21 protein-coding genes and 1 pseudogene are annotated in these 21,742 nt (G+C 58.4%); 14 read left to right on the forward strand and 8 right to left on the reverse strand.

Going from position 1 to position 21,742, the window contains the following annotated elements; genetic code table 11:
* Positions 1 to 195: 195 nt before the first annotated feature.
* On the reverse strand, positions 196 to 1,689 hold the full coding sequence (ansP, locus tag ACQUTD_RS14065; RefSeq protein WP_072568503.1) for an L-asparagine permease: 1,494 nt from the start codon (positions 1,687 to 1,689) through the stop codon (positions 196 to 198).
* 311 nt (positions 1,690 to 2,000) lie between these two features.
* Here ansP and ACQUTD_RS14070 point away from each other — a divergent pair, with 311 nt between their 5' ends.
* The 9 genes and pseudogenes from ACQUTD_RS14070 to pptA all read left to right on the forward strand — a co-directional run bounded on the left by ACQUTD_RS14070 (position 2,001) and on the right by pptA (position 10,444).
* Positions 2,001 to 3,017 carry an MsnO8 family LLM class oxidoreductase gene (locus ACQUTD_RS14070; protein ID WP_318372735.1) on the forward strand — a complete coding sequence of 339 codons (1,017 nt, stop codon included), beginning with the start codon at positions 2,001 to 2,003 and terminating at the stop codon, positions 3,015 to 3,017.
* A complete protein-coding gene (locus tag ACQUTD_RS14075) occupies positions 3,014 to 4,138 on the forward strand; it encodes an amidohydrolase (RefSeq protein ID WP_473275796.1) in 1,125 nt (374 codons plus the stop codon). Before ACQUTD_RS14070 ends, ACQUTD_RS14075 begins: the two co-directional genes overlap by 4 nt.
* A gap of 9 nt (positions 4,139 to 4,147) precedes the next feature.
* Positions 4,148 to 6,411 (forward strand): annotated as a pseudogene (locus ACQUTD_RS14080) (NtaA/DmoA family FMN-dependent monooxygenase).
* Between the two features lie 10 nt (positions 6,412 to 6,421).
* The gene (locus ACQUTD_RS14085) at positions 6,422 to 6,928 is read left to right on the forward strand and encodes a GNAT family N-acetyltransferase (RefSeq protein WP_318372737.1); all 507 of its coding nucleotides are present in this window, start codon (positions 6,422 to 6,424) and stop codon (positions 6,926 to 6,928) included.
* 9 nt (positions 6,929 to 6,937) lie between these two features.
* Entirely contained in the window at positions 6,938 to 7,864 is a 927-nt protein-coding gene (locus tag ACQUTD_RS14090) for an amino acid ABC transporter permease (RefSeq protein ID WP_318362946.1), read from the forward strand.
* Entirely contained in the window at positions 7,848 to 8,621 is a 774-nt protein-coding gene (locus ACQUTD_RS14095; protein ID WP_072568496.1) for an amino acid ABC transporter ATP-binding protein, read from the forward strand. The genes ACQUTD_RS14090 and ACQUTD_RS14095 overlap by 17 nt, the downstream gene beginning before the upstream one ends.
* A gap of 9 nt (positions 8,622 to 8,630) precedes the next feature.
* Positions 8,631 to 9,521: a transporter substrate-binding domain-containing protein gene (locus tag ACQUTD_RS14100; protein WP_473275784.1), complete on the forward strand. Its 891-nt coding sequence runs from the start codon at positions 8,631 to 8,633 to the stop codon at positions 9,519 to 9,521.
* 102 nt (positions 9,522 to 9,623) lie between these two features.
* Entirely contained in the window at positions 9,624 to 10,157 is a 534-nt protein-coding gene (locus ACQUTD_RS14105; protein WP_473275780.1) for an AAA family ATPase, read from the forward strand.
* 56 nt (positions 10,158 to 10,213) lie between these two features.
* A complete protein-coding gene (gene pptA / locus ACQUTD_RS14110) occupies positions 10,214 to 10,444 on the forward strand; it encodes a tautomerase PptA (RefSeq protein ID WP_072568493.1) in 231 nt (76 codons plus the stop codon).
* Positions 10,445 to 10,537: 93 nt separating this feature from the next.
* On the opposite strand, the gene ACQUTD_RS14115 is transcribed toward pptA, so the two are convergent.
* Positions 10,538 to 11,107 (reverse strand): flavin reductase, encoded by a 570-nt coding sequence (locus tag ACQUTD_RS14115; RefSeq protein WP_473275774.1) that lies wholly within the window; start codon positions 11,105 to 11,107, stop codon positions 10,538 to 10,540.
* Positions 11,108 to 11,336: 229 nt separating this feature from the next.
* Between ACQUTD_RS14115 and ACQUTD_RS14120 the strand changes: the two genes are divergently transcribed.
* From ACQUTD_RS14120 to ACQUTD_RS14135, 4 genes are all read left to right on the forward strand, one after another.
* Positions 11,337 to 12,038, forward strand: coding sequence for an ABC transporter ATP-binding protein (locus tag ACQUTD_RS14120; protein ID WP_072568491.1), 702 nt, complete (start codon positions 11,337 to 11,339; stop codon positions 12,036 to 12,038).
* Positions 12,035 to 13,003: an extracellular solute-binding protein gene (locus ACQUTD_RS14125; protein WP_473275767.1), complete on the forward strand. Its 969-nt coding sequence runs from the start codon at positions 12,035 to 12,037 to the stop codon at positions 13,001 to 13,003. The genes ACQUTD_RS14120 and ACQUTD_RS14125 overlap by 4 nt, the downstream gene beginning before the upstream one ends.
* Before the next feature lie 39 nt (positions 13,004 to 13,042).
* The gene (locus ACQUTD_RS14130; RefSeq protein ID WP_473275762.1) at positions 13,043 to 14,698 is read left to right on the forward strand and encodes an ABC transporter permease subunit; all 1,656 of its coding nucleotides are present in this window, start codon (positions 13,043 to 13,045) and stop codon (positions 14,696 to 14,698) included.
* Positions 14,699 to 14,774: 76 nt separating this feature from the next.
* Entirely contained in the window at positions 14,775 to 15,611 is an 837-nt protein-coding gene (locus ACQUTD_RS14135; protein WP_473275759.1) for an arylamine N-acetyltransferase, read from the forward strand.
* Between the two features lie 11 nt (positions 15,612 to 15,622).
* On the opposite strand, the gene ACQUTD_RS14140 is transcribed toward ACQUTD_RS14135, so the two are convergent.
* Positions 15,623 to 16,201 carry a TetR family transcriptional regulator gene (locus ACQUTD_RS14140; protein WP_321987476.1) on the reverse strand — a complete coding sequence of 193 codons (579 nt, stop codon included), beginning with the start codon at positions 16,199 to 16,201 and terminating at the stop codon, positions 15,623 to 15,625.
* Positions 16,202 to 16,313: 112 nt separating this feature from the next.
* Between ACQUTD_RS14140 and ACQUTD_RS14145 the strand changes: the two genes are divergently transcribed.
* Positions 16,314 to 17,810, forward strand: a complete 1,497-nt coding sequence (locus ACQUTD_RS14145) for a SmvA family efflux MFS transporter (RefSeq protein ID WP_473275754.1) — start codon at positions 16,314 to 16,316, stop codon at positions 17,808 to 17,810.
* Here ACQUTD_RS14145 and yddG read toward each other — a convergent pair.
* The 5 genes from yddG to sra form a co-directional block, all read right to left on the reverse strand.
* Positions 17,807 to 18,688: an aromatic amino acid DMT transporter YddG gene (yddG, locus tag ACQUTD_RS14150; RefSeq protein ID WP_473275752.1), complete on the reverse strand. Its 882-nt coding sequence runs from the start codon at positions 18,686 to 18,688 to the stop codon at positions 17,807 to 17,809. The genes ACQUTD_RS14145 and yddG overlap by 4 nt on opposite strands.
* A 65-nt stretch (positions 18,689 to 18,753) precedes the next feature.
* On the reverse strand, positions 18,754 to 19,272 hold the full coding sequence (locus tag ACQUTD_RS14155; protein ID WP_473275749.1) for a GNAT family N-acetyltransferase: 519 nt from the start codon (positions 19,270 to 19,272) through the stop codon (positions 18,754 to 18,756).
* Positions 19,257 to 19,547 (reverse strand): type II toxin -antitoxin system TacA 1-like antitoxin, encoded by a 291-nt coding sequence (locus tag ACQUTD_RS14160; RefSeq protein ID WP_473275746.1) that lies wholly within the window; start codon positions 19,545 to 19,547, stop codon positions 19,257 to 19,259. Before ACQUTD_RS14160 ends, ACQUTD_RS14155 begins: the two co-directional genes overlap by 16 nt.
* A 90-nt stretch (positions 19,548 to 19,637) precedes the next feature.
* Entirely contained in the window at positions 19,638 to 21,335 is a 1,698-nt protein-coding gene (locus ACQUTD_RS14165) for an NAD-dependent malic enzyme (protein ID WP_072568483.1), read from the reverse strand.
* Positions 21,336 to 21,514: 179 nt separating this feature from the next.
* Positions 21,515 to 21,652, reverse strand: a complete 138-nt coding sequence (gene sra / locus ACQUTD_RS14170) for a stationary-phase-induced ribosome-associated protein (protein WP_072568482.1) — start codon at positions 21,650 to 21,652, stop codon at positions 21,515 to 21,517.
* Positions 21,653 to 21,742: the final 90 nt, after the last annotated feature.

Consider the following 21,742-nt stretch of genomic DNA (forward strand, 5'->3'; position numbering starts at 1 on the left):
GCTATGCACAGAGCAAACAAATGGGGTGATAAGCAATTCACAAAAAAAATCCGGAAACGAATAAGATTTCCGGATTCTGATACAGCCAATGGATCATGAAATTGTTTTTATGCCCGGCGGCGCTTTGCTTGCCGGGCCTACGGGTTATGGTTTTTGTAGGCCGGGTAAGGCGCAGCCGCCACCCGGCACACTGTCTTAACGGGACAACTCTTCCGTTAACTTCCCGTCTTTACCGTCTTCCGGATGTACCGGCGCGGTGCTCTGGATTTCATTGACGCGCTTACGCACGCCGAACCATCCCGCCACTAACAGCACCGCGAGGAACGGGATAGAGGCGATGGTGTAGGTGCCGTTCGGGTAGTCGAACGCCATCAGCACCAGCACGCTTAACAGGAACAGCAGCGTCAGCCAGGAGGTGAAAGGCGCGCCCGGCAGTTTGAACGACACATCCGCTGCTTTACCTTCTTTGATGGCTTTGCGCAGGCGCAGCTGGCAGACCACGATAAAGGCCCATGACGCGATAATCCCCAGCGCCGCCACGTTCAGCACGATCTCAAACACGCTGGCCGGAACCAGATAGTTCAGCACCACGCCGAAAACGTAAATCACCAGCGTTGCCAGAATACCCGCCCACGGCACCTGCTGCTTGCTCATTTTCGACATGAACTTCGGCGCGGAACCGCCCATCGACATGGAACGCAGAATACGCCCGGTGGAATAGAGGCCGGAGTTGAGGCTGGAAAGCGCCGCGGTCAGCACCACCATGTTCATGATGTCGCCAATATAAGGCACGCCCAGCTTCGAGAAGAAGGTGACGAACGGGCTTTGTCCCGCCTGGTAGGCCGTCCACGGCAGCAACAGCACCAGCAGCACAACCGAGCCAACGTAAAACAGGGCGATACGCCAGATCACGCTGTTGATGGCTTTTGGCACCATGGTCTGCGGATCCTTACATTCGCCTGCCGCCGTGCCCACCAGTTCGATGGAGGCGAAGGCAAACACTACGCCCTGCACCAGCACCAGCGCCGGCAGCAGACCGTGCGGGAAGAAACCGCCGTTATCGGTGATCAGATGGAAGCCGGTGGCATTGCCGTCCAGCGGTTTACCGGTGCCGAGAAAAATCGTCCCGACAACGAGGAACACCACGATGGCCAGCACTTTAACCAGCGCGAACCAGAACTCCATCTCGGCGAACCATTTCACGCCGATCATGTTCATGGTGCCGACAATGGCCAGCGCGCCGAGGGCGAAGACCCACTGCGGCACATCGCCGAACGCGCCCCAGTAATGCATATAAAGCGCCACGGCGGTGATGTCGACGATGCCGGTCATCGCCCAGTTAACGAAGTACATCCAGCCCGCTACATAAGCGGCTTTTTCGCCGAGGAATTCACGGGCGTAGGAGACGAAGCTGCCGCTGGACGGACGATGCAACACCAGTTCGCCCAGCGCGCGGAGGATGAAGAAAGAGAAGATACCGCAAACGGCATAGACGATAGCCAGGGACGGCCCGGCCATTTGCAGTCGTGCGCCCGCGCCTAAGAACAGCCCGGTGCCGATCGCCCCGCCAATCGCTATCATCTGCACCTGTCGGTTGCCCATCGCTTTGTTGTATCCCTCTTCATGAGAGTTTAACCAGCGACGTTTTGCAGCATGATGCTCCGCTGCGCTGTTGTTGTTTTTGTTCATTGAGTTACCTGTTGACCTGTCTGAATCATCGAAGGATTTCCTCACCCGTCAGGACAGAACAAACGATTGCCCTGACGAATTAATGCACTGTCTTTCCAGTCATTCTGCGTATGGATAAGACAAAACATGGCGCAGCATCCTACCTGCAAACCGTAAGCTACGCAAAGCCTGGCCTGCCAAAAATTGACAGCCTTCATAACCCTGAAACGGCACTTTGCCACTTTTTAGCTTTTCAAATGTTATTTAGTTGTTTCACAAGTGTTTCATAGGGATTTATTAATGGTGACATGTTAAGCAGAGTGAGTGTGCGCATGTCATATCGTCTGAGTATTCTGGATAAAAGTCCCCTCGCGGAAGGCGAAACCGCAGCAGAGGCGCTGGCGCGTACCCTGCAATTAGCCAGACTGGCCGATGAGTGGGGGTATCACCGTTTCTGGGTGGCGGAACACCACAACACCGCACAGCTCGCCAGCCCGTCGCCGGAACTGGTGATTGCCTGGATTGTCGGGCAAACCCGGCGTATTCGGGTCGGATCCGGCGGCGTGATGCTGCAACACTACAGCCCCTATAAAGTGGCGGAAAATTTCAACCTGCTGGCGTCGCTGGCGCCGGGGCGTATCGATCTGGGCGTCGGTAAAGCGCCGGGCGGTCTGCCGCTGTCCACGCGGGCGTTACAGCAGGGCGTTAACGCGCAGGAGAAGGGCAGCTTTGCCGATCAACTGGCGCAGCTGGATCACTGGCTGTCGCTGCGCGTTAATGAACAGGAAGCCGAAACGGTATTAGCCACCCCGGTGCCGCCGCAGCGCGTCGACGGCTTTTTACTCGGCGCCAGCCCGGAAAGCGCGCGCCTCGCCGCCGCGCTGGACTGGAACTTTGTCTTTGCCGCCCACCTTAACGGCGACAAAAACCTGCTGCGCGAGGTGCTCGGCATCTGGCAGCAGAACAGCGCGCGCAACACGCTGGTCGCCGTGCAGGCGATCGTTGCCCCGACGCAGCAACAGGCCGACCGGCAGGCGGCGCAGATAGAACTCTGGGGCGTGGAGCTGGAAAACGGGCAGCGCGTCACCGTGGCGAGCGAATCCCAGGCGCAGGCCTTTGCCCGCCAGGCGGGCAGTCCGGCGAAGCAGATCGTGCGGCGGGAATCCGCAGTGATCAAAGGCACCGCCCGGAGCGTTCTTGCCGCCCTCGACGAACTGCACCGCGACCACAGCATCGATGAATTTGTCATTGATACGCCGGTGGCGGAGGGCCAGCCGCGTTTCGACTCCCTGCGTCTGCTGGCGGAGGCGCACGCCTCAGCAAACGCCTTGCAGGAGGTCGCCGGATGAGTTTTGCACAACAGCTAATCGACTGGCGGCGCGAGCTGCATCAGTACCCGGAACTGTCGCTGGAGGAGTTCGAAACCACCCGTCGCGTGCGCCAGTGGCTGGAAGTCGCCGGGCTACGCCTGCTGCCCTGTGATCTGCCCACCGGCGTGGTGGCGGAAGTGGGGACAGGGGAAAAAATCATCGCGCTGCGTGCCGACATCGACGCGCTGCCCATCGCCGAAAGCAGCGGCGTACCTTTCAGCTCCCTGAATCCGGGCGTGATGCACGCCTGCGGACATGACATTCATACCAGTGCGATGCTCGGCGCGGCGCTGCTGTTAAAAGCGAACGAACAGCAACTGGCTGGCCGGGTGCGTATTCTTTTCCAGCCCGCTGAAGAAAATTTTGGCGGCGCGAAACGGCTGATCAAAGCCGGGGCGCTGGAAGGCGTCAGCGCAATTTTCGGCATGCACAACGAACCGGGCTTACCCGTCGGCGAGTTCGCCACCCGCGGCGGGCCGTTTTACGCCAACGTCGATCGTTTTGTGATCGCGGTGAAGGGCAAAGGCGCTCACGCCGCGCGGCCCCATGAAGGCAATGACGCCATCCTGCTCGCCAGCCAGCTGGTAAATGCCCTGCAAAGCGTCGCCAGCCGTAACGTGAATACTCTGGATTCGGTGGTGCTGAGCGTAACGCGCATCGCCGGGGGCAATACCTGGAACGTGCTGCCGGAAACCGTCGAGCTGGAAGGCACGCTGCGTACCCATAAGCGTGCAGTGCGCCAGCAGGTCAAAGATCGCGTCAACGAGATCGCCGCCGGGTTAGGACAGGCGTTCGGCGCGGAGATCGCGGTGACCTGGTTCGACGGCCCGGAGGCGTTAGTTAACGATGAAAAGTGGGCCGCCTTCGCCCGCCACGTCGCCGACGAGCAGGGCTATCGCACCCATCACGCCGAGCTGCATATGGGCGGTGAAGATTTCGCGGTCTATCTGCAACACATCCCCGGCGCGTTCGTCAGCATCGGCAGCGCCAGCGAATACGGTTTACACCATCCGGCCTTTAATCCCGACGACACCTTACTGGAAGGGGCGGCGCGATATTTCGCACGGCTGGCAGAAAAAGCGTTATTACATACTGACTGAGGACATTCTATGACAAGCGCAAGACAATTACGCCTGGGCACCATTTTGCATGGCGCGTCAGGGAATATGTCCGCCTGGCGACATCCGGCGGCCGCCGCTGACGCCAGTATTAATTTTGATTTTGTAAAAGAAACCGCGCTGAAAGCCGAAGAGGGCAAACTGGATTTTTTATTTGTCGCCGATGGTCTTTATATTAATGAAAAATCCATTCCACATTTTTTAAATCGCTTTGAGCCGCTGACGGTATTATCGGCGCTTGCCAGCCTGACCAGAAATCTCGGTCTGGTCGGGACGCTCTCCACCTCCTACAGCGAACCCTTTACCGTGGCGCGCCAGTTCGCCAGTCTCGATCATCTGAGCAAGGGCCGCGCGGGCTGGAATGTCGTGACCTCGCCGCTTGAAGGGTCGGCTAAAAATTTCTCCCGTGATAAACACCCGGAACATGCGCTGCGTTACCGCATCGCCGATGAATATCTCGACGTGGTGAAAGGCCTGTGGGATTCCTGGGAAGACGATGCCTTTGTGCGTAATAAAGCCAGCGGACAATTCTTTGACGCGACGAAACTGCACACGCTTAATCATGAAGGAGAATTCTTTAAGGTAGCCGGGCCGCTGAATATTGGCCGTACGCCGCAGGGACGCCCAATTGTATTTCAGGCTGGCGCGTCTGATGATGGCAAGAAATTAGCCGCCAAACATGCCGACGCGATATTTACCCATCACGATACGTTAGAAGAAGCCAAAGCCTTTTATCGCGACGTTAAGCTCCAGCTTGAAGCCAATGGCCGTCAGGCGCATGAACTGCATATATTTCAGGGCGTCAGCGTCATTGTCGGAAAAGACGCGGCGGACGTGGAGCAGCAGTATCAGACCACTGCCGCACTGGTTTCGGTTGAGGACGCGCTCAACTATCTGGGGCGCTATTTCGAACATCACGATTTCAGCCAGTATCCGCTGGATGAATCCTTCCCGGACATCGGCGATCTGGGGCAAAACAGTTTCCGCAGCACCACCGATGAGATCAAACGCAATGCCCGAGAACGTGGCCTGACGCTGCGCCAGGTGGCGCTGGAAGCCGCCTCACCCCGTGCGCGTTTTGCCGGCACGCCGGAGGAGGTCGCAGAAGGTCTTGAACAGTGGTTCAGCCAGTACGCCGCCGACGGTTTCATTATTCAGGGCGGTACGCCGGATACCTTCCCGCGCTTTGTTGACCAGGTGGTGCCTCTGTTACAGGCACGGGGCCTGTTCCGCACCGACTACCCCGGCACCACGCTGCGCGAAAGTCTGGGCCTCGAATTGCCGGTGAATCAGTTTATAAAAACAAAATAGAGAATAACGCTATGCAGAAAACTTCACTGTTACTGGCTATGACCCTCGCCTTAACGCCGCTGGCGTATGCAAAAGAGGTCAATATCAACGGCACCGGCGTCAGCATTGAGGCCAATAAAACGCCGATCAATACTCCGGCCAACCCGCAGGCAATCGCGCAGTTGCCCAAAGATCACCGTTTTGTGCAGCCGGGGAAATTCACCGTGGCGGTCGCCGCGCTGAACTCGCCGCCGCTGACGGTGTTTTCCGATGACAACAAAACCCTGCTCGGCAGCGAGGTGGACATAGCGCGTCTGGTGGCGGACAGCCTGGGACTGGAATTAAACGTCGTGCCGACCTCCTGGGAGGACTGGCCGCTGGGCGTGGCCTCGGGCAAATATGACGCCGCCATCAGCAACATCACCGTCACCAAAGAGCGCAAAGAGAAGTTTGATTTCGCCACCTACCGCAAGGATTCGCTGGGCTTTTACGTGAAATCAACCAGCCCAATCAGCAACATTGAGAAAGCGGAAGACATCGCCGGGCTGCGCATTATCGTCGGCTCCGGCACCAATCAGGAAGCGATCCTGCTGGCGTGGGACAAAGCGAACCAGCAGAAGGGGCTGAAGCCCTTTGTGCCGGTGTATACCAAGGATGACGCCGCCCAGACGCTGGCGCTGCAATCAGGCCGCGCCGATGCCTTTTTTGGCCCGAACGTCACGGGTGCCTGGAAAGCGGCGCTGACGCAAAAAACCAAACTGGTGGGCGTGGTGGACGGCGGCTGGCCGAAAGCGGCGCACATTGCCGTGACGCTGAAAAAAGGCAGCGGCCTTGCAGAACCGGTGCAAACCGCCCTTAACGGCGCGATCAAAAACGGCGACTACCAGAAAGTGCTCGCCCGCTGGGGTGAAGGCGTCGAACGCATCCCGTCATCGGAAATCAACCCGCCAGGCCTTGGCGATTAAGGAGCGGCCCATGAGCGAACATTTTCGCGATCTCTCCCCGGAAGCACCGGAACTTCAGCCGGTCATCGAAGGTTTATTTGCGGAATACGCCGCGCGCTACGGGGATTACTTTTCGAAAGACGCCGAAGTGGAGCTGACCGAATGGTACTTGCCGCCGCAGGGGTTGTTTATTGTGCTGGAGCGCGACGGGAAGATCATCGCCACCGGCGCGTATAAACCCTATGACGCGCACACCGCCGAAATTAAACGCATCTGGACGGACAAAACCCTGCGTCAGCAGGGGCTGGCGGCGCGGGTGGTGCGCGAGCTGGAGCGGCGGGCGGTGCTGGCGGGCTATAGCCGCATTTATCTGACCACCGGTTTTCGTCAGCCGGAAGCGGTCAGGCTCTATCTCAGCCAGGGCTATGAGGCACAGTTTGATGTCGAGCGCGATCCGGAAATCTACAGCCAGCCGCCTTATGACGGACGGTTGCGCTTTATCAAAGCGCTCGGCGTGGCGCTGGGGAAATCAGCCTGAGGAATCAACATGAAAACATCTGAACCCATTAAAGTGATCCCCGCGCGTTATCCGCTGCGTATTGTCGGCGCGGTCGTGGCGCTGCTGGTGCTGGCCATTGTGATCCAGTCGGTTGCCTTTAATCCGCGCTGGGAGTGGAGCGTGTTTGCCCGCTGGTTCTTCGATCCGGTGATCCTTGAAGGGCTGGGGCAAACCCTGTTGCTGACGCTGCTGGGTACGGTACTAAGCGTGATTTTTGGCGGATTACTGGCGCTTGCCAGGCTGTCGTCGTCCTGGCTGTTGAGCAGTCTGGCATGGGGTTACATCTGGCTGTTCCGTTCGCTGCCGCTGATTGTGGTGCTGATCATCCTTTATAACTTCTCCTATCTCTATGACACGCTCGCCATCGGCATTCCTTTTACCGGCATCACCTGGGCGAGCTATGACACCATTAACGTGCTGGGGCAATTCTCCACCGCCGTGGTGGGGCTGACGCTGGTGCAGAGCGCCTATACCGCGGAGATTATTCGCGGCGGTTTTCTGGGGGTCGATCACGGGCAGTACGAAGCCGCCGCCGCGCTGGGGCTGCCCGCCAGCCGCCGCACGCTGCGCATTATTCTGCCGCAGGCGCTGCGGACGATTTTGCCGTCCGGCTTTAACGAGATCATCAGCCTCGCCAAGGGCACGGCGATGGTGTACGTGCTGGCAATGCCAGAGCTGTTTTACACCATTCAGATGATCTACAACCGCACCCAGGAAGTGATCCCGCTGCTGATGGTGGGGGCGGTGTGGTATCTGGTGATCACCAGCGTGCTGTCGCTGATCCAGCATCTGGTCGAGCGCTGGATGGCGCGCAGCGAGCGCCGCTCGGCGATCAATTCCACCCGCGTCGCCCGCGTTGCCGCGCCGGGTCGCGTCGCGCAGCCACAGGAGCCAGTCCATGCACACCTCTCATGAAGGCCATATTTCCATCACCGGCGTCAGCAAATACTTTGGCCGTCACAAAGCTTTGGATGATATTTCACTGGAGTTAGCGCCGGGTTCGGTGACGGTGATCCTCGGGCCGTCCGGCTCCGGAAAATCCACGCTGCTGCGGGCGATTAATCATCTGGAGCGTGTCGATGAAGGTTTTATCCAGATTGACGGCGATTACATCGGCTACCGCCGCCAGGGTGACAAACTCTATGAACTCAAGGAGAAGGAGATCCTGCGCCAGCGCGTCAACGTCGGCTATGTGTTCCAGAACTTCAATCTCTTCCCGCACTTAACGGTGCTGGAAAACCTGATCGAAGCGCCCATCGCCCACAAACAGCTCAGCCGTAAGGCCGCCATCGAGCGGGCCTATGAATTGCTCGACGTCGTGGGGCTGCGTAATAAAGCCGATGCCTGGTCACGGCACCTTTCCGGCGGGCAACAACAGCGCATCGCCATTGCCCGCGCCCTGGCGTTGCGCCCGCGGGTGATGCTGTTTGACGAGCCGACCTCGGCCCTCGATCCGGAACTGGTGGGCGAGGTGCTGGATGTGATCAAAAAGCTGGCGCGTTCCGGAACCACCCTGGTGGTGGTCACCCATGAAATTGGCTTTGCCCGCGAGGTGGCCGACAACGTGGTGTTTATGGTGGACGGCAAAATCGTGGAGCAGGGCAGCAGCGACGAGGTGCTGAACCATCCGCAGCACCCGCGCACCCGGCAATTCTTATCCAAAGTGTTGTAAGGAGAGAGCATGAAACAGGGATTATGGGCGCTGTTGCTGGTCAGTACGCTCAGCGGCGCGCAGGGTATCGATCTGAAAGCTAACGAGACGCCGTTGCACAGCCAGGGCGATGAGGCGGCGATCGCCAGAATTCCGCCGAATTTTGCCTTTGTCGAACCGGGTACGCTGACGGTGGCTATTTCGGCGCTGAATTCGCCGCCGCTGGCGCTGCTCGCCAGCGATAACCGTACCCGCATCGGCAGCGATCCGGACATTGCCCGCCTGCTGGCGAACAGTCTCGGGCTGAAGTTAAAGCTGGTGCCGACGGCGTGGGAAGACTGGCCGCTGGGGATCTCCGCCGGGCGTTATGACGTGGCGCTGGTGAATATCGCCGTCACCGAGCAGCGCAAAGAGAAGTATGACTTTGCCACCTATCGCGTGGATTCGCTGGCGTTTTCGGTGAAATCCACCAGTCCCATTGAGGCAGTGCGCGGACCTGAGGATTTGTCGGGGCGCAAGGTGATTGTCGGCTCCGGCACCAATCAGGAGAAGATCCTGCTCGGCTGGAATGCGGAAAACGAACGGGCAGGGCGAAAACCCGCGCTGCCGGTCTATCTGACCGATGACGCCTCGGGCAATCTGTATATTCAGTCCGGGCGCGCGGATGTGTTTTTCGGTCCGCAGTCAGTGGCGTCTTATAAAGCGGCGCTGACCGGTAAAACCAAAGTGGTCGGCCTTGGCCCGAAAAAAGCCTATGTCGCCACCACTACCAAAAAAGGCAACGGGCTGGTTGAGGCGCTGAAAGCGGCGCTGGATGGCGCTATCGCAAGGGGAGAGTACCAGAAAGTGCTGGCACGCTGGGGGGAAGCGGGAGAAGCGGTGACAACGTCACAAATCAACCCGCCGGGGATCACTTATTAAGCACACACTCTTCAGCGTCGGGTGAGCTTGCGCCACCCGGCTAATTCAGGGATCCTTAGTTTCATAATTTCCATGAATGAAGAATGAAGGGTCAGCCTGCGCATGAAAATCAACGTCATCGGCACCAGCGGCAGCGGCAAAACCACGCTCGCCCGCCGTCTGGCAAAACACCTGGATGTGCCTTATATCGAAATGGATGCGCTGTACTGGCGACCCAACTGGAAGGGCGTTTCCGATGAAGAGCTGCTGGCGCTGCTTGGCGAAAAGCTGAACGCCACGCCGGGCTGGGTGCTGGATGGTAATTACAACCGCACACGGCCGGTGAAATGGCAAAAGGTGGATATGGTGGTATGGGTGGATTATGGATTTGCCCGTACCCTGCGCCAGGCCGTCATGCGCGCCCTGAAACGCGCCTGGCATAAAAAGGAACTCTGGCCGGGCACCGGCAACCGTGAAAGCTTTCGCCAGTCGTTTTTCAGCCGTGAGTCAATTCTGCTGTGGACGCTGAAAACCTGGCGCAGCAACCGCGCGCGTTATGAAGCGGATCTGGCGGATCCGGCTTTTGCGCATATCCGCTTTGTGCGTCTGCGCAGCCCGCGCCAGACCAGGGACTTTCTGAATAACGGCATCAATTGATAATCTGCGGCGGTGCGGTGTGTTAGGTTTAACGTTATCTCAATAAGGAGCCTGCTATGCCACACGTAGATATTAAAAGTTTTCCGCGTGATTTTAACGATGAACAAAAAGCCGCGCTGGCGGAGGCCATCACCCAGGTGATCGTCAGCCATTTTGACAGCAAGGAGAGTTCGGTGAGCGTGGCGTACAGCCAGGTGCAGCCGGACGACTGGAAAGCGCAGGTGTGGGATACGCAAATCGGCCCGCAGATGGATGAGTTAATCAAAAAACCGGGTTATTCGATGTGATTTTTGCGCCGGGTGGCGGCTGCGCCTTACCCGGCCTACACGTCACACGCCTGGTTTTTTGTAGGCCGGGTAAGCGCTAGCGCCACCCGGCGCTTACTTCACACTCAACGCCTTTCCGCTCGCCACAAAATTCCCGCCGCCCAGATGGTGCAGGGTGTTGAGCTTATCGTCATCAAAATGCCAGCAGCCATTGATAAACGCCCGTTCATCGGCGGCAGCGGAAACCACTTCGCCAAATAACGTATCGTATTTCTCCTGCGCGGCGGTGGCGGGCAGCAGGCGGCACTCCATCCATGCCAGACATTTCTCTTCCACCACCGGCAATCCCAGTACCGGCCCTGCAATGGCCGGAATGCCGTAACAGTTAAACTTATCCTCATCCCGCCCGGTCACGCTGCCGACCGCATAGGTCCAGTTGGTGGCGGCGACGCCGGGGATAACAATGCCAAACATGCCGCTGCGCTCGATAAGTTCCCGCGACCAGGTGCTTTTATCCACCACAATGGCAATGCGCGGCGGCGAGAACTCCACCGGCATCGACCACGCGGCGGACATCACGTTCCGGCGGTCAATCTGTTCGTCGCGGCTGGTGATCATAATGGTCGGCCCGTGATTAAGCAGGCGGCTGGCGTGTTCCAGGGCGACAGGGCGGAAATGGCTCATGATATTGTCCTCGTCAGGTTGATGACGCATTAAAGGATTGAAAGCGTCCGGAAAGCAAGTCGTAACACAAGCGTAATCCATCCGTCACACTCCCTCCCTATAGTCTCGCCTTACTAAGTCCCAAAGAGGATAACAATATGTTTACTCCCCTGTGTTTTCCACAGGTGAGTGCGGCCCGGCGGATGTCGATCCCGGGCGCGTGTCGGCTTCCCGCTGCGGGAGGGCGATCGTGAACGCATTCACCGATATAAGGCTGCAGGGCGTCTCTTTCGCCTTCGGCTCACATACCGTTCTCAATCAGATCGATCTCACTGTCGACGCCGGCAGCATTGTGGCGCTCCTCGGCCCGTCGGGGTGCGGCAAAAGCACGCTGCTGCGCCTGCTGGCCGGGCTTACGCAGCCTGCGGAAGGCGAAATCTATTTCGGCGATCGTCTGGTGGCGAAACCCCACTGGTCACTGCCGCCGGAAGCGCGCGACATCGGCATGGTGTTTCAGGACTACGCCCTGTGGCCGCACATGACGGTGGCGCAGAACGTCGCTTTCCCGCTGAAGATGCGCAACGTGCCGCGCGGTGAGCGGGTGGCCCGCGTGCTGGCGGCGCTGGATCGCGTCGGCCTGGCGGATTTCGCCGACCGTAAACCGGCAGGCTTATCTGGCGGGCAGCAACAGCGCGTCGCCCTGGCGCGGGCGATTGTCGCTGAGCCGCGCGTGTTGTTATTTGATGAGCCGCTCTCCAATCTCGACAGTGAACTTCGTGAGTCGTTATGCCTTGAGATGTCGCGCCTGCTGCGCCAGCTCGGCATCACCGCCGTCTATGTCACCCACGATCGCCGGGAAGCCGAACTGCTGGCCGACCGCATCGTGCATCTTTCTGCGGGCAGCATTGCCGCTGTACGCGCTGTCACACCATCCTCAGGGGAATATGCATGAAAGCTGTAATGTCTGTGAAGAAAGGAGTTGCTCTCGCCATGATGCTGTCGTCCGTCATGATCTCCAGCGCCCACGCGCTGACGGTCTATACCGCAGGTCCGGGATCGCTGGCAAAAAGTCTCGCCAGCGGGTACGAGAAAAAGACCGGCGTGAAAGTGAATATTTTCCAGGCCACCACTGGCAAAGTGATGGCGCGGCTGGAGGCCGAACAGGCCAATCCGCAGGCGGATATTTTGATCTCCGCCTCCTGGGATACCGCAGAAGATCTGCATACCCGCGGCTGGCTGTTGCCGTACCAGAGCAGCAATGCCGAAAAGGTGCCCGCGGCGCTGAAAACCAGCGAATACGTGGCGCAGGGCGTGTCGGCGCTGGGTATTGTCTGGAACACCAAAAGCGGTACCCCAGAGCCGAAAGAGTGGCAGGATCTGACCGCTCCGGCCTTTAAAGACAAAGTGACCACGCCGGATCCGGCGTTGTCCGGCGCGTCCCTCGATCTGCTGATCGGCCTGCAAAACAGTATGGGCGATAAAGCCTGGGCGCTGTTCGACGCGCTGAAGCAGAACGGTATGGTGGTCAGCGGCCCCAACGCCCAGGCGGTGACGCCGGTGATGCAGGGGGCGAAAGCGGCAGTATTCGGCGCGGTGGATTACGTCTCTTATGGCAACATCAGCCAGGGCGAGTCCCTGAAGGTGATTTTCCCGGCCAGCGGCACGGTGATCGCGCCGCGACCAATGATGATCCTCAAAACCACTCAGCATGCTGACGATGCCAAAGCTTTTGTCGATTACGTCCTGTCGCCGGAAGGACAGGCGATGGTCGCTGACGCCTGGCTGATGCCGGCGCGTACTGACGTGGAAGCCAAACGCCCGCTGCTCAACGATCTGCATATTCTGCCAACCAGTCAGGACGGTAACAGCGAGCGCAGCGAAGTGCTGCAACGCTTCAATACCCTTTTCAGCAAGTAAATTCAGCCGACGGGGGCGACCCCGTCTTCAGGATCCGTTGTGAATCAGAGAATGCTTTCTGTCCTGACGCTGGCGCTGCTGGTGATACTGGTGGCGCTGCCGCTGTCCTTTATTGTTTTACAGGCGATTTTCCCGTCATTCAGCGCCGGTTCTTTTGCCGCGCCGTTCAGCGCCATATTGCCGCAATTCAGCGATCCGCAACTGCCCGCCATGCTCGGCGGCACCTTGTGGATCGCCGCAGGCGTAGCGCTGCTGAGCGCGCTGATCGGTTTGCCGCTGGGCGTGGCGCGTGGATTATTTAACCTGCCGTGCCCACGACTATGGGATGTGCTTTTTTTGATCCCATTTCTTACGCCGCCCTATATCGCCGCGCTTTCGTGGATGCTGGTGTTGCAGACCAACGGCTATCTGGCGCAGGTGGCGGGGTTTGATCTCAACGATCTGCTGTTCAGCCGCAGCGGGATCGTGCTGGTGATGACGCTGAACATTTTCCCGGTGGTCTATTTTGCGGTATCCCGCAGTTTGCTTGCCAGCGGGCAGCGACTGGCGATTGTCGCCCGGGTGCACGGGGCCAGCGCCTGGCGCGCCTTCTGGCACGTCACGCTGCCGATGCTCTCGCCCGCGCTGGCGGCGGGTATGCTGCTGGCCTTTACCCTGGCCGTTGAAGAATATGGCGTACCGGCCGCGCTGGGATCGCGATCCGGCGTGGTGATGATGACCGTCGGCATTGAGAAAAAGCTGGCCGACTGGCCGATTGATCTGCCTGGCGCGTCGCTGCTGTCGCTGATGCTGATCGTTATCGCGCTTGGCGGCTGGTGGCTGCAACGTCAGCTGGTGGGGGATAAAGACGTGACCAGCGTGACGGGCAAACCCACGGAAAATACCGGCGCGTCATTAGGTATCGCCACCGTGCCGGTGATGCTGCTAATGGGCGGCGTCGGTTTTCTGGCGGTCGGTCTGCCGGGGATCTCCATGGCGGTGACTGGTATTATGTCAACGCTTTCCGGCGGGCTTTCCTGGGATAACGTGACCGGCAGCCATTATCATGCGCTCTTTTCTCAACAGGGAGATGCGCTGTCCGCCCTTGGCACCAGTCTGTCGCTGGCGCTGGGCTCGGCGCTGGTCACCGGCGTGCTAGGGCTGCTGGCGGCCTGGCTGGTAGTGGTGCAAAAAATTCGTGGCCGCGCGGTGCTGGATGCGCTGTCTTTGATGCCTGCCGCGCTGCCGGGGATTGTGGTGGGCGTCGGGCTGATCCTGCTCTGGAACCGCACCTTCTGGCCGGTGTCGCCTTATAACAGCTGGATGATTTTGCTGCTCTCGTACTGTTGTCTGCTGATGCCCTGGCCGGTGCGCTATGTCGGCAGCGCGCTGCGGCAGCTCGGCGGTAATCTGGAGCCTGCCGCCCGTGTGCATGGCGCAAGCGCATTGCAGGCGCTGCGGCTGATCGTCCTGCCGCTGGTGTTTCCGGCGCTGCTGGCGGCCATGCTGATGGTCTTCGCCATCGCCTCGCGGGAGCTGGTGACTTCGCTGCTGCTGGCGCCTGCCGGTACGCAAACCGTCGCAGTCTTTATCTGGCGTCAGTTTGAGCAGGGATCCGTTGGGCAGGGCATGGCGATGGCGACGCTGACGCTGGTCACCGGGCTGATCCTGATGCTCACAGCGCTGGGCATTATGCAGCGAAAAGGCCGGACGTAAGCGGCAGTGCACAAATTGCCGCATCAAAATATTCATCCAGTGTATAAATAGGACTCATCTTTTGCCGGAGTGTGAAATGAGTCCTTTTTTAACAGCCTGGTTTCAACGCCTGAACTGGACGGGTGTCCCGCAGGCCGATCTGCCGACGCTACAGTCGCTGCACCAGCACCATAACAGCGCTATCCCTTTTGAAAATCTCGACGTGCTGCTGCCGCGGGAAATTGAACTGACGGACGAGGCGCTGTTCGCCAAGCTGGTTGTCGCCCGGCGCGGCGGCTACTGCTTTGAGCTGAACGGTCTGTTTGAACGCGGGCTGCGCGAAATCGGCTTCAGTGTTCGCAGTCTGCTTGGTCGTGTGGTGATGGCCAACCCGGAGCAGATGCCGCCGCGCACGCACCGCATCCTGCTGGTTGAGCTGGACGGCGAGCCCTGGCTGGCGGACGTTGGATTTGGCGGGCAATCGCTCACCGCGCCGATCCGGCTGCAAACGGATATTGAGCAAAAGACGCCGCACGGCCTTTATCGCCTGCAACGGGAGGGGGATGACTGGATCTTACAGTTCAGGCATCACGATCGCTGGCAGCAGATGTACCGCTTCGATTTAAGCCAGCAATACTTCTCTGATTTTGTGACCGGGAATCTTTATACCGCGCACTTCCCGCACTCGCATTTTCGCCATCATCTGCTGATGTGTCGTCATCTGCCGGATGGCAGCAAACTGACGCTCAATAATTTTCACTTCACCCACTGGCAGGACGGGGAGGTGGTGGAGCAGTTTAACGCTGTGGATGTGCCCGCGCTCCATGAACTCTTACATGTCCGCTTCGGGCTGGGGACTGACGATGCCAGTCATGGCGTGACGTTGTCACAACTGAGCGCGGTGATGGCGGGCATCGCTGCCCGGGAGAAGTAACAGGGCCGTCGTCAGCGGTTAAGCTCCAGTTCGATCGCCCGGTCAATGTGGCGATCGAAAGCTTCGTCATCCAGCCCCTCAAGTCCCAGCACGTGCATGCCGTCCAGACCGCACACCAGCGCAATCAGTCGCCAGGCGACGTTTTCCACGCTGTCGCTAAGGGTGAATTCTCCGGCCTGCTGTCCGGCATGAATAATTTTCATCGCCTCCTCATGCCACATCTCCATGGTCAGTACGTAAGCCCCTTTAATTTCCGGATCGCGCATCGCCATCAACTGCGCTTCCCGCCACAGCTTGATATAGCGCTCAAAGCCGCGATCATCGCTGCCCAGCATGGAATGCAGGCGCTGACGCCAGCTGGCGTCTTCGGGCACGACTTCGGTGTCCAGCAGCACGCGGATCAGACGGATAAACGCCAGCGCGCGCAGTTCACTGGTAGAGGCAAAGTGGTGATGCACCTGGCCTGCGGCCACACCCGCCACGCTGGCGATGCGGCGCACGGTCATGGCGGATAATCCCTCGTCCAGCGCCACGCGCATGGCGGCGAGCAGAATATTTTCCCGGCGGTCTTCCCGATTGAGGTAGTTCATAGCGGCTCTCTGAATAATGGGCGAAAAGAATATAACAATAAGCTGGACATGCGTCCAACTTTACGTAAGATCGCCATTTCTGGACGGGTGTCCAAATTAGGGAGAGAGGGCTATGTTTCGTCAGTGGCTGACGTTGTGGATTATTGTTCTGGTCTATATTCCGGTGGCGATTGACGCCACCGTACTGCATGTGGCGGTACCGACGCTGAGTATGACCCTGCGCCCCGGCAGCAATGAGCTGCTGTGGATCATTGATATCTATTCGCTGGTAATGGCCGGTATGGTGCTGCCGATGGGCGCGCTCGGCGATCGCATCGGCTTTAAACGCCTGTTGCTGTGTGGCAGCGCGCTTTTTGGTGTGGCCTCGCTGCTGGCGGCAAGCGCCTCCAGCGCCAGCGGGCTGATCCTGGCGCGGGCATTGCTGGCAACAGGGGCGGCGATGATCGTGCCCGCCACCCTTGCCGGGATCCGCGCCACCTTTACCGAAACCCGCCATCGAAATATGGCGATTGGCATCTGGGCGGCAGTCGGTTCCGGCGGTGCGGCTTTTGGCCCGCTGGTGGGCGGTCTGCTGCTGGAGCACTTTTACTGGGGCTCGGTGTTTCTGATCAACGTGCCGATCGTTCTGGTGGTGATGGCGCTGACCGCCTGGCAGGTGCCGCGCCAGACCGGTCGCCGCGACCAGCCGCTTAATTTCGGCCATGCGGTAATGCTGATTGTGGCGATATTACTGCTGGTTTACTGCGTCAAAATGGCGCTGAAAACCACTGTCGCGCCGGGATTACTGGCAGGCGGGGCGGTGCTCGGCATGATCCTGCTGGTGACCTTTGTGCGTATCCAGCTTGCCGCCCGCACGCCGATGATCGATATGCGCCTGTTTACGAATCGCATTATTTTAAGCGGCGTGATAATGGCTATCACTTCGATGATCACCCTGGTGGGATTTGAGCTGTTAATGGCGCAGGAGCTGCAATTTGTGCACGGCTTTACGCCTTTCGCCGCCGGGATCTTTATGCTGCCGGTGATGCTGGCGAGCGGCTTCAGCGGCCCCATCGCCGGTCTGCTGGTGTCGCGGCTTGGGCTGCGCCGGGTGGCGACGGGCGGCATGGCGCTGAGCGCGCTGAGTTTCCTTGGCCTGTCGGTCACTGACTTCAGCAGCCAGCAGTGGCAGGCCGCCGCGCTGATGGCGCTGTTAGGTTTCAGCGCCGCCAGCGCGCTGCTGGCCTCCACCGCGGCGATTATGGCCGCCGCGCCAAAAGAGAAAGCGGCCGCCGCCGGCGCAATCGAAACCATGGCTTACGAGCTGGGGGCGGGACTGGGGATCGCCATTTTTGGCCTGTTGCTAAGCCGCAGTTTTGCTGCGTCCATCGTCCTGCCGGATGCGCTCACCGTCAATCAGGCGGCGCAGGCGACGTCGTCCATTGGTGAGGCGGTACAACTGGCGCAGACGCTGGAGCCGGGACTTGCCGCCGCTGTTATGCAGGCGGCAAAAACGGCCTTTATCAGCTCGCACAGTGTGGCGTTAAGCAGCGCAGGCGTGATGCTGTTTATCCTGGCGGTGGGGATCTGGTTTAGCCTTGCGGGTACCGATAACCGCCAGACGGATTAACGCCGTCGGGTGGCGTACCAGCACAGCAGCGATCCGCCGCAGACCATCAGCGCCCCCTGCCAGAACGACAATGACAGCGGGGCGCTCAGCAGCAACGCCGCCAGCGCCGAGGAGAGTACTGGCGTGAAATAGGATGCCGCCGCGAGCACGTTGACGTGACCATGCAGGATGCCGGTATTCCATGCCGCATAGCCAAAGCCCAGCGCACAGGCCACCAGGAGTAATTTTAGCGTCACCGGCCAGCTGAACAACATCGGCGGCTGCTCGCCGAGCGCATATTTGATCCACAAGCTCATGGCGGTCAGCAAAATAAAAAAGGTGATGCCGTTATGCCCGCGGGCATATTTGCTGGTGACCGTACAGTACGCTGCCCAGATAATGGCCCCGCAGAATGCCAGAATATAACTCAGCGGACTGGAGACCACATTACGGATAATATCCTGCGGGTTGAGACCATTCTCACCGCCGAGTACCCAGCTGACGCCAAGCACGGAAAGCAACAGACCGGGGATCACCCACAGGCTGGATTTTTGCCCGTTAAACAGGATGGCAAACAGAATGGTCAGGCTGGGCCACAGATAATTCACCATGCCCACCTCAATCGCCTGTTGACGCGTCGCGGCATAGCCCAACGACAGGGCGAGGCACATCTCATAGCTGACAAACAGCAGGCTACCCACCAGTAAATAACGTGGCGGGAAACGACGAATATCGGGAAAACCTACGGTGAGGAGTAACAATAAACCGCTGAGGGTGTAAATCATGGCCGCGCCGCCAACCGGTCCCAGTCCTTCACTGACGCCACGGATCAGCCCGACCATGGTGCTCCATAATATAATCGCCACTAAGCCGGTCAGCGTTGCTCTTTTTTTGGTCATCCCTCGTCCGTTATTTTTCTGAATACCGAAGTCTAATTTATAACACTATTTTCGCCAGCCAGGGATCAGATTAAAAATTCGAACTGATTAACGGGGTAGAAGAGCGTTAACGGCTGCGATTTTGAAAGCGTGAAGCCTAATGACTGATAAAAGTTTACGGCGGCCTCGTCTTTGGCTTCGACGAAAAGCGCATAGATGCCGACCATGCCCGCGGTTAACCAGGTGCGGCGTAGGGCATCAAACAATAATTTCTCACCGAAACCCCGTCGTTGCAGGCGTCGATCAACCGCCATTCTGCCAAGCAGAACACAGGGCAGGTTACGATAAGGTAGTTTGCGTTGCTGGGATCCGGAAAGGTGCTGTTTTTCATATGAAGCCCCCGAGAGGGTATAAAATCCCATAATTTCAGGAACGGCTTCGTTTGTGACCAGCACGTAGCAACGCAGAATACGTCGCTCTTGCTGAACAGACATCTGGGACGTTAAAAACACATCCAGCGCCTCAACGCCACAACTGAAATTTTCTGTCCGATAGGTTCGGGCAGGATCGTATGACTCTATGCTTAACGTTAATTCTTCTGCCACGTCCAGCTGTCCTTGTCATGATAATGTGCAGCCACTGCTTTCATGCGTTCCGTTGGCTGTGGGGGATTGTCCAGCAAGGTCTGAATGCGCTCCCAGTTTTGCTCATCCAGCACGATACGCCGGTGCTCATTAATAACTTCTGCTGCCCGCTCCCGCACCGCATCGATCACAAAAGTACTGACTGGTATGCTTAGCAGGCTGGCGGCTTCTTCCATTTGTTTTTTCAGACTTTCATCAAGCCGGAAATCAAAGCGTTCTTTTTTCGCGGTGGACATGGTCAACCTTCGTATGTACGGTAAATTGCCGTACATTCTATCATAGCTGATTAAAATGACGCCAGCGGGTTATCGCTGGCGCCATAAAACTCAGATAGACGTCCGGCGGTAGCTGCGGTATTCCGGCTGCCAGAAGTTTTCTTCGATGGACTGCTGCAAGGCTTCGGCGGAAGTTTTCACCGCAAGGCCTTCTTCCTGCGCCATTTTTGCCACCGCCAGCGCAATCGCCCGCGACACGGTCTGAATATCTTTCAGCGCCGGAAGCACCATGCCTTCGCCGTGGTTGGCCAGCGGGGAGTGCTGCGCCAGGGTTTCGCTGGCGGCCATCAGCATGTTGTCGCTGATGCGTGACGCGCCGGAGGAGATCACCCCGAGGCCAATGCCAGGGAAAATGTAGGCGTTATTACACTGGGCGATGGGGATGATTTTATCCTGCCAGTGGACCGGCATAAATGGACTGCCGGTGGCGACCAGCGCCTGGCCTTCGGTCCAGGTAATAATGTCCTGCGGGGTGGCTTCCACGCGGGAGGTCGGGTTCGACAGCGGCAGCACGATAGGGCGCGGGCAGTGCTTATGCATTTCACGAATAATTTCTTCAGTGAATAATCCGGTCTGCCCGGAGACGCCGATCAGAATATCCGGTTTCACATTACGCACCACATCCAGCAGCGACATGGCTTCTGCATCGGTATCCCAGTGTTGGAGGTTGTCGCGCTTCTGCACCAGTTTGCTCTGGAAGGAGAGCAGGTTCGGCATCTGGTCGGTCAGCAGGCCAAAACGATCCACCATATAGACGTTCTGCCGCGCGGCTTCCTCGCTCAGGCCTTCACGCTGCATCTGGGCGATAATCTGCTCGGCGATGCCGCAACCGGCAGAGCCTGCGCCGAGGAATACCACTTTTTGCTGACTTAACTGGCTGCCCGCGGCGCGGCTGGCGGCAATCAGCGTGCCGACAGTTACCGCTGCGGTGCCCTGAATATCGTCGTTAAAGGAGCAGATTTCATCCCGGTAACGGGTCAGCAACGGCATAGCGTTTTTCTGCGCAAAATCTTCGAACTGCAACAGCACGTCCGGCCAGCGCTGTTTCACCGCCTGAATGAATTCATCGACAAAGGCGTAATACTCATCGCCGGTGATGCGCGGATGACGCCAGCCCATATACAGCGGATCGTTAAGCAGCTGCTGATTATTGGTGCCGACATCCAGCACCACCGGCAGGGTGTACGCCGGGCTGATGCCGCCGCAGGCAGTGTAAAGGGAGAGCTTGCCGATGGGGATCCCCATGCCGCCGATACCCTGGTCACCCAGCCCCAGAATGCGCTCGCCGTCGGTCACCACAATCACTTTGATATTGTGGGTCGGCACGTTTTGCAGCATGTCGTCCATGTTGTGACGGTTTTGATAGGAGATAAATACCCCGCGCGCGCGGCGATAAATTTCAGAAAAACGTTCGCAGGCGGAGCCGACGGTCGGGGTGTAGATCACCGGCATCATCTCGTCGAGATGGTTATCGACCAGACGATAGAAAAGGGTTTCGTTGGTGTCCTGGATGTTACGCAGGTAAATGTGCTTATCGATTTCTGTTTTAAAGCCCTGGTACTGTAGCCAGGCGCGTTCAGCCTGCTCCTCAATGGTTTCAACCACATCCGGCAACAGACCCAACAGGTTGAAGTTGCTGCGCTCTTCAAGGCTGAAGGCGCTGCCTTTATTGAGCAGCGGGAATTCCAGCAACACCGGACCGGCATAGGGAATGTACAGAGAACGGTTTTTTTTATACTTCAGTAACATCTCAAAACTCCTTAAAAAACGATCCCGTCGCCTGCATGCCGACGGGGACGGCGGCGGCGCAAGTATAAAGCATGCCGATGGCAAATACTTCCCGGATGCGTCTAATCGTAAGGAGAATGTTAAAGAATTGCGAGGCGGGTTCAGCAGGCCCGGCAGACGTGCGTCGCCGGGCGATAACATTATGACTTCGCGCGACGATGGCGACCGGTGCGGTGGGTGACTACCGTCGGTTGATCTTCACTGGTAACGATTTTTCTCTGGTTAGACACTTTGTAGTCCATACCCAGAATGTGACGTGCCTGACGATTCGTTTTCATGCTGACTCCTTAATCCTGTGACAAGTTTCAAGGACGCGCCCGCAACATTGACGGGTGAGCGTAATCCCATAGCGAAAGCCAATGCCGCGC

Source organism: Enterobacter sp. K510, from assembly GCF_055804875.1.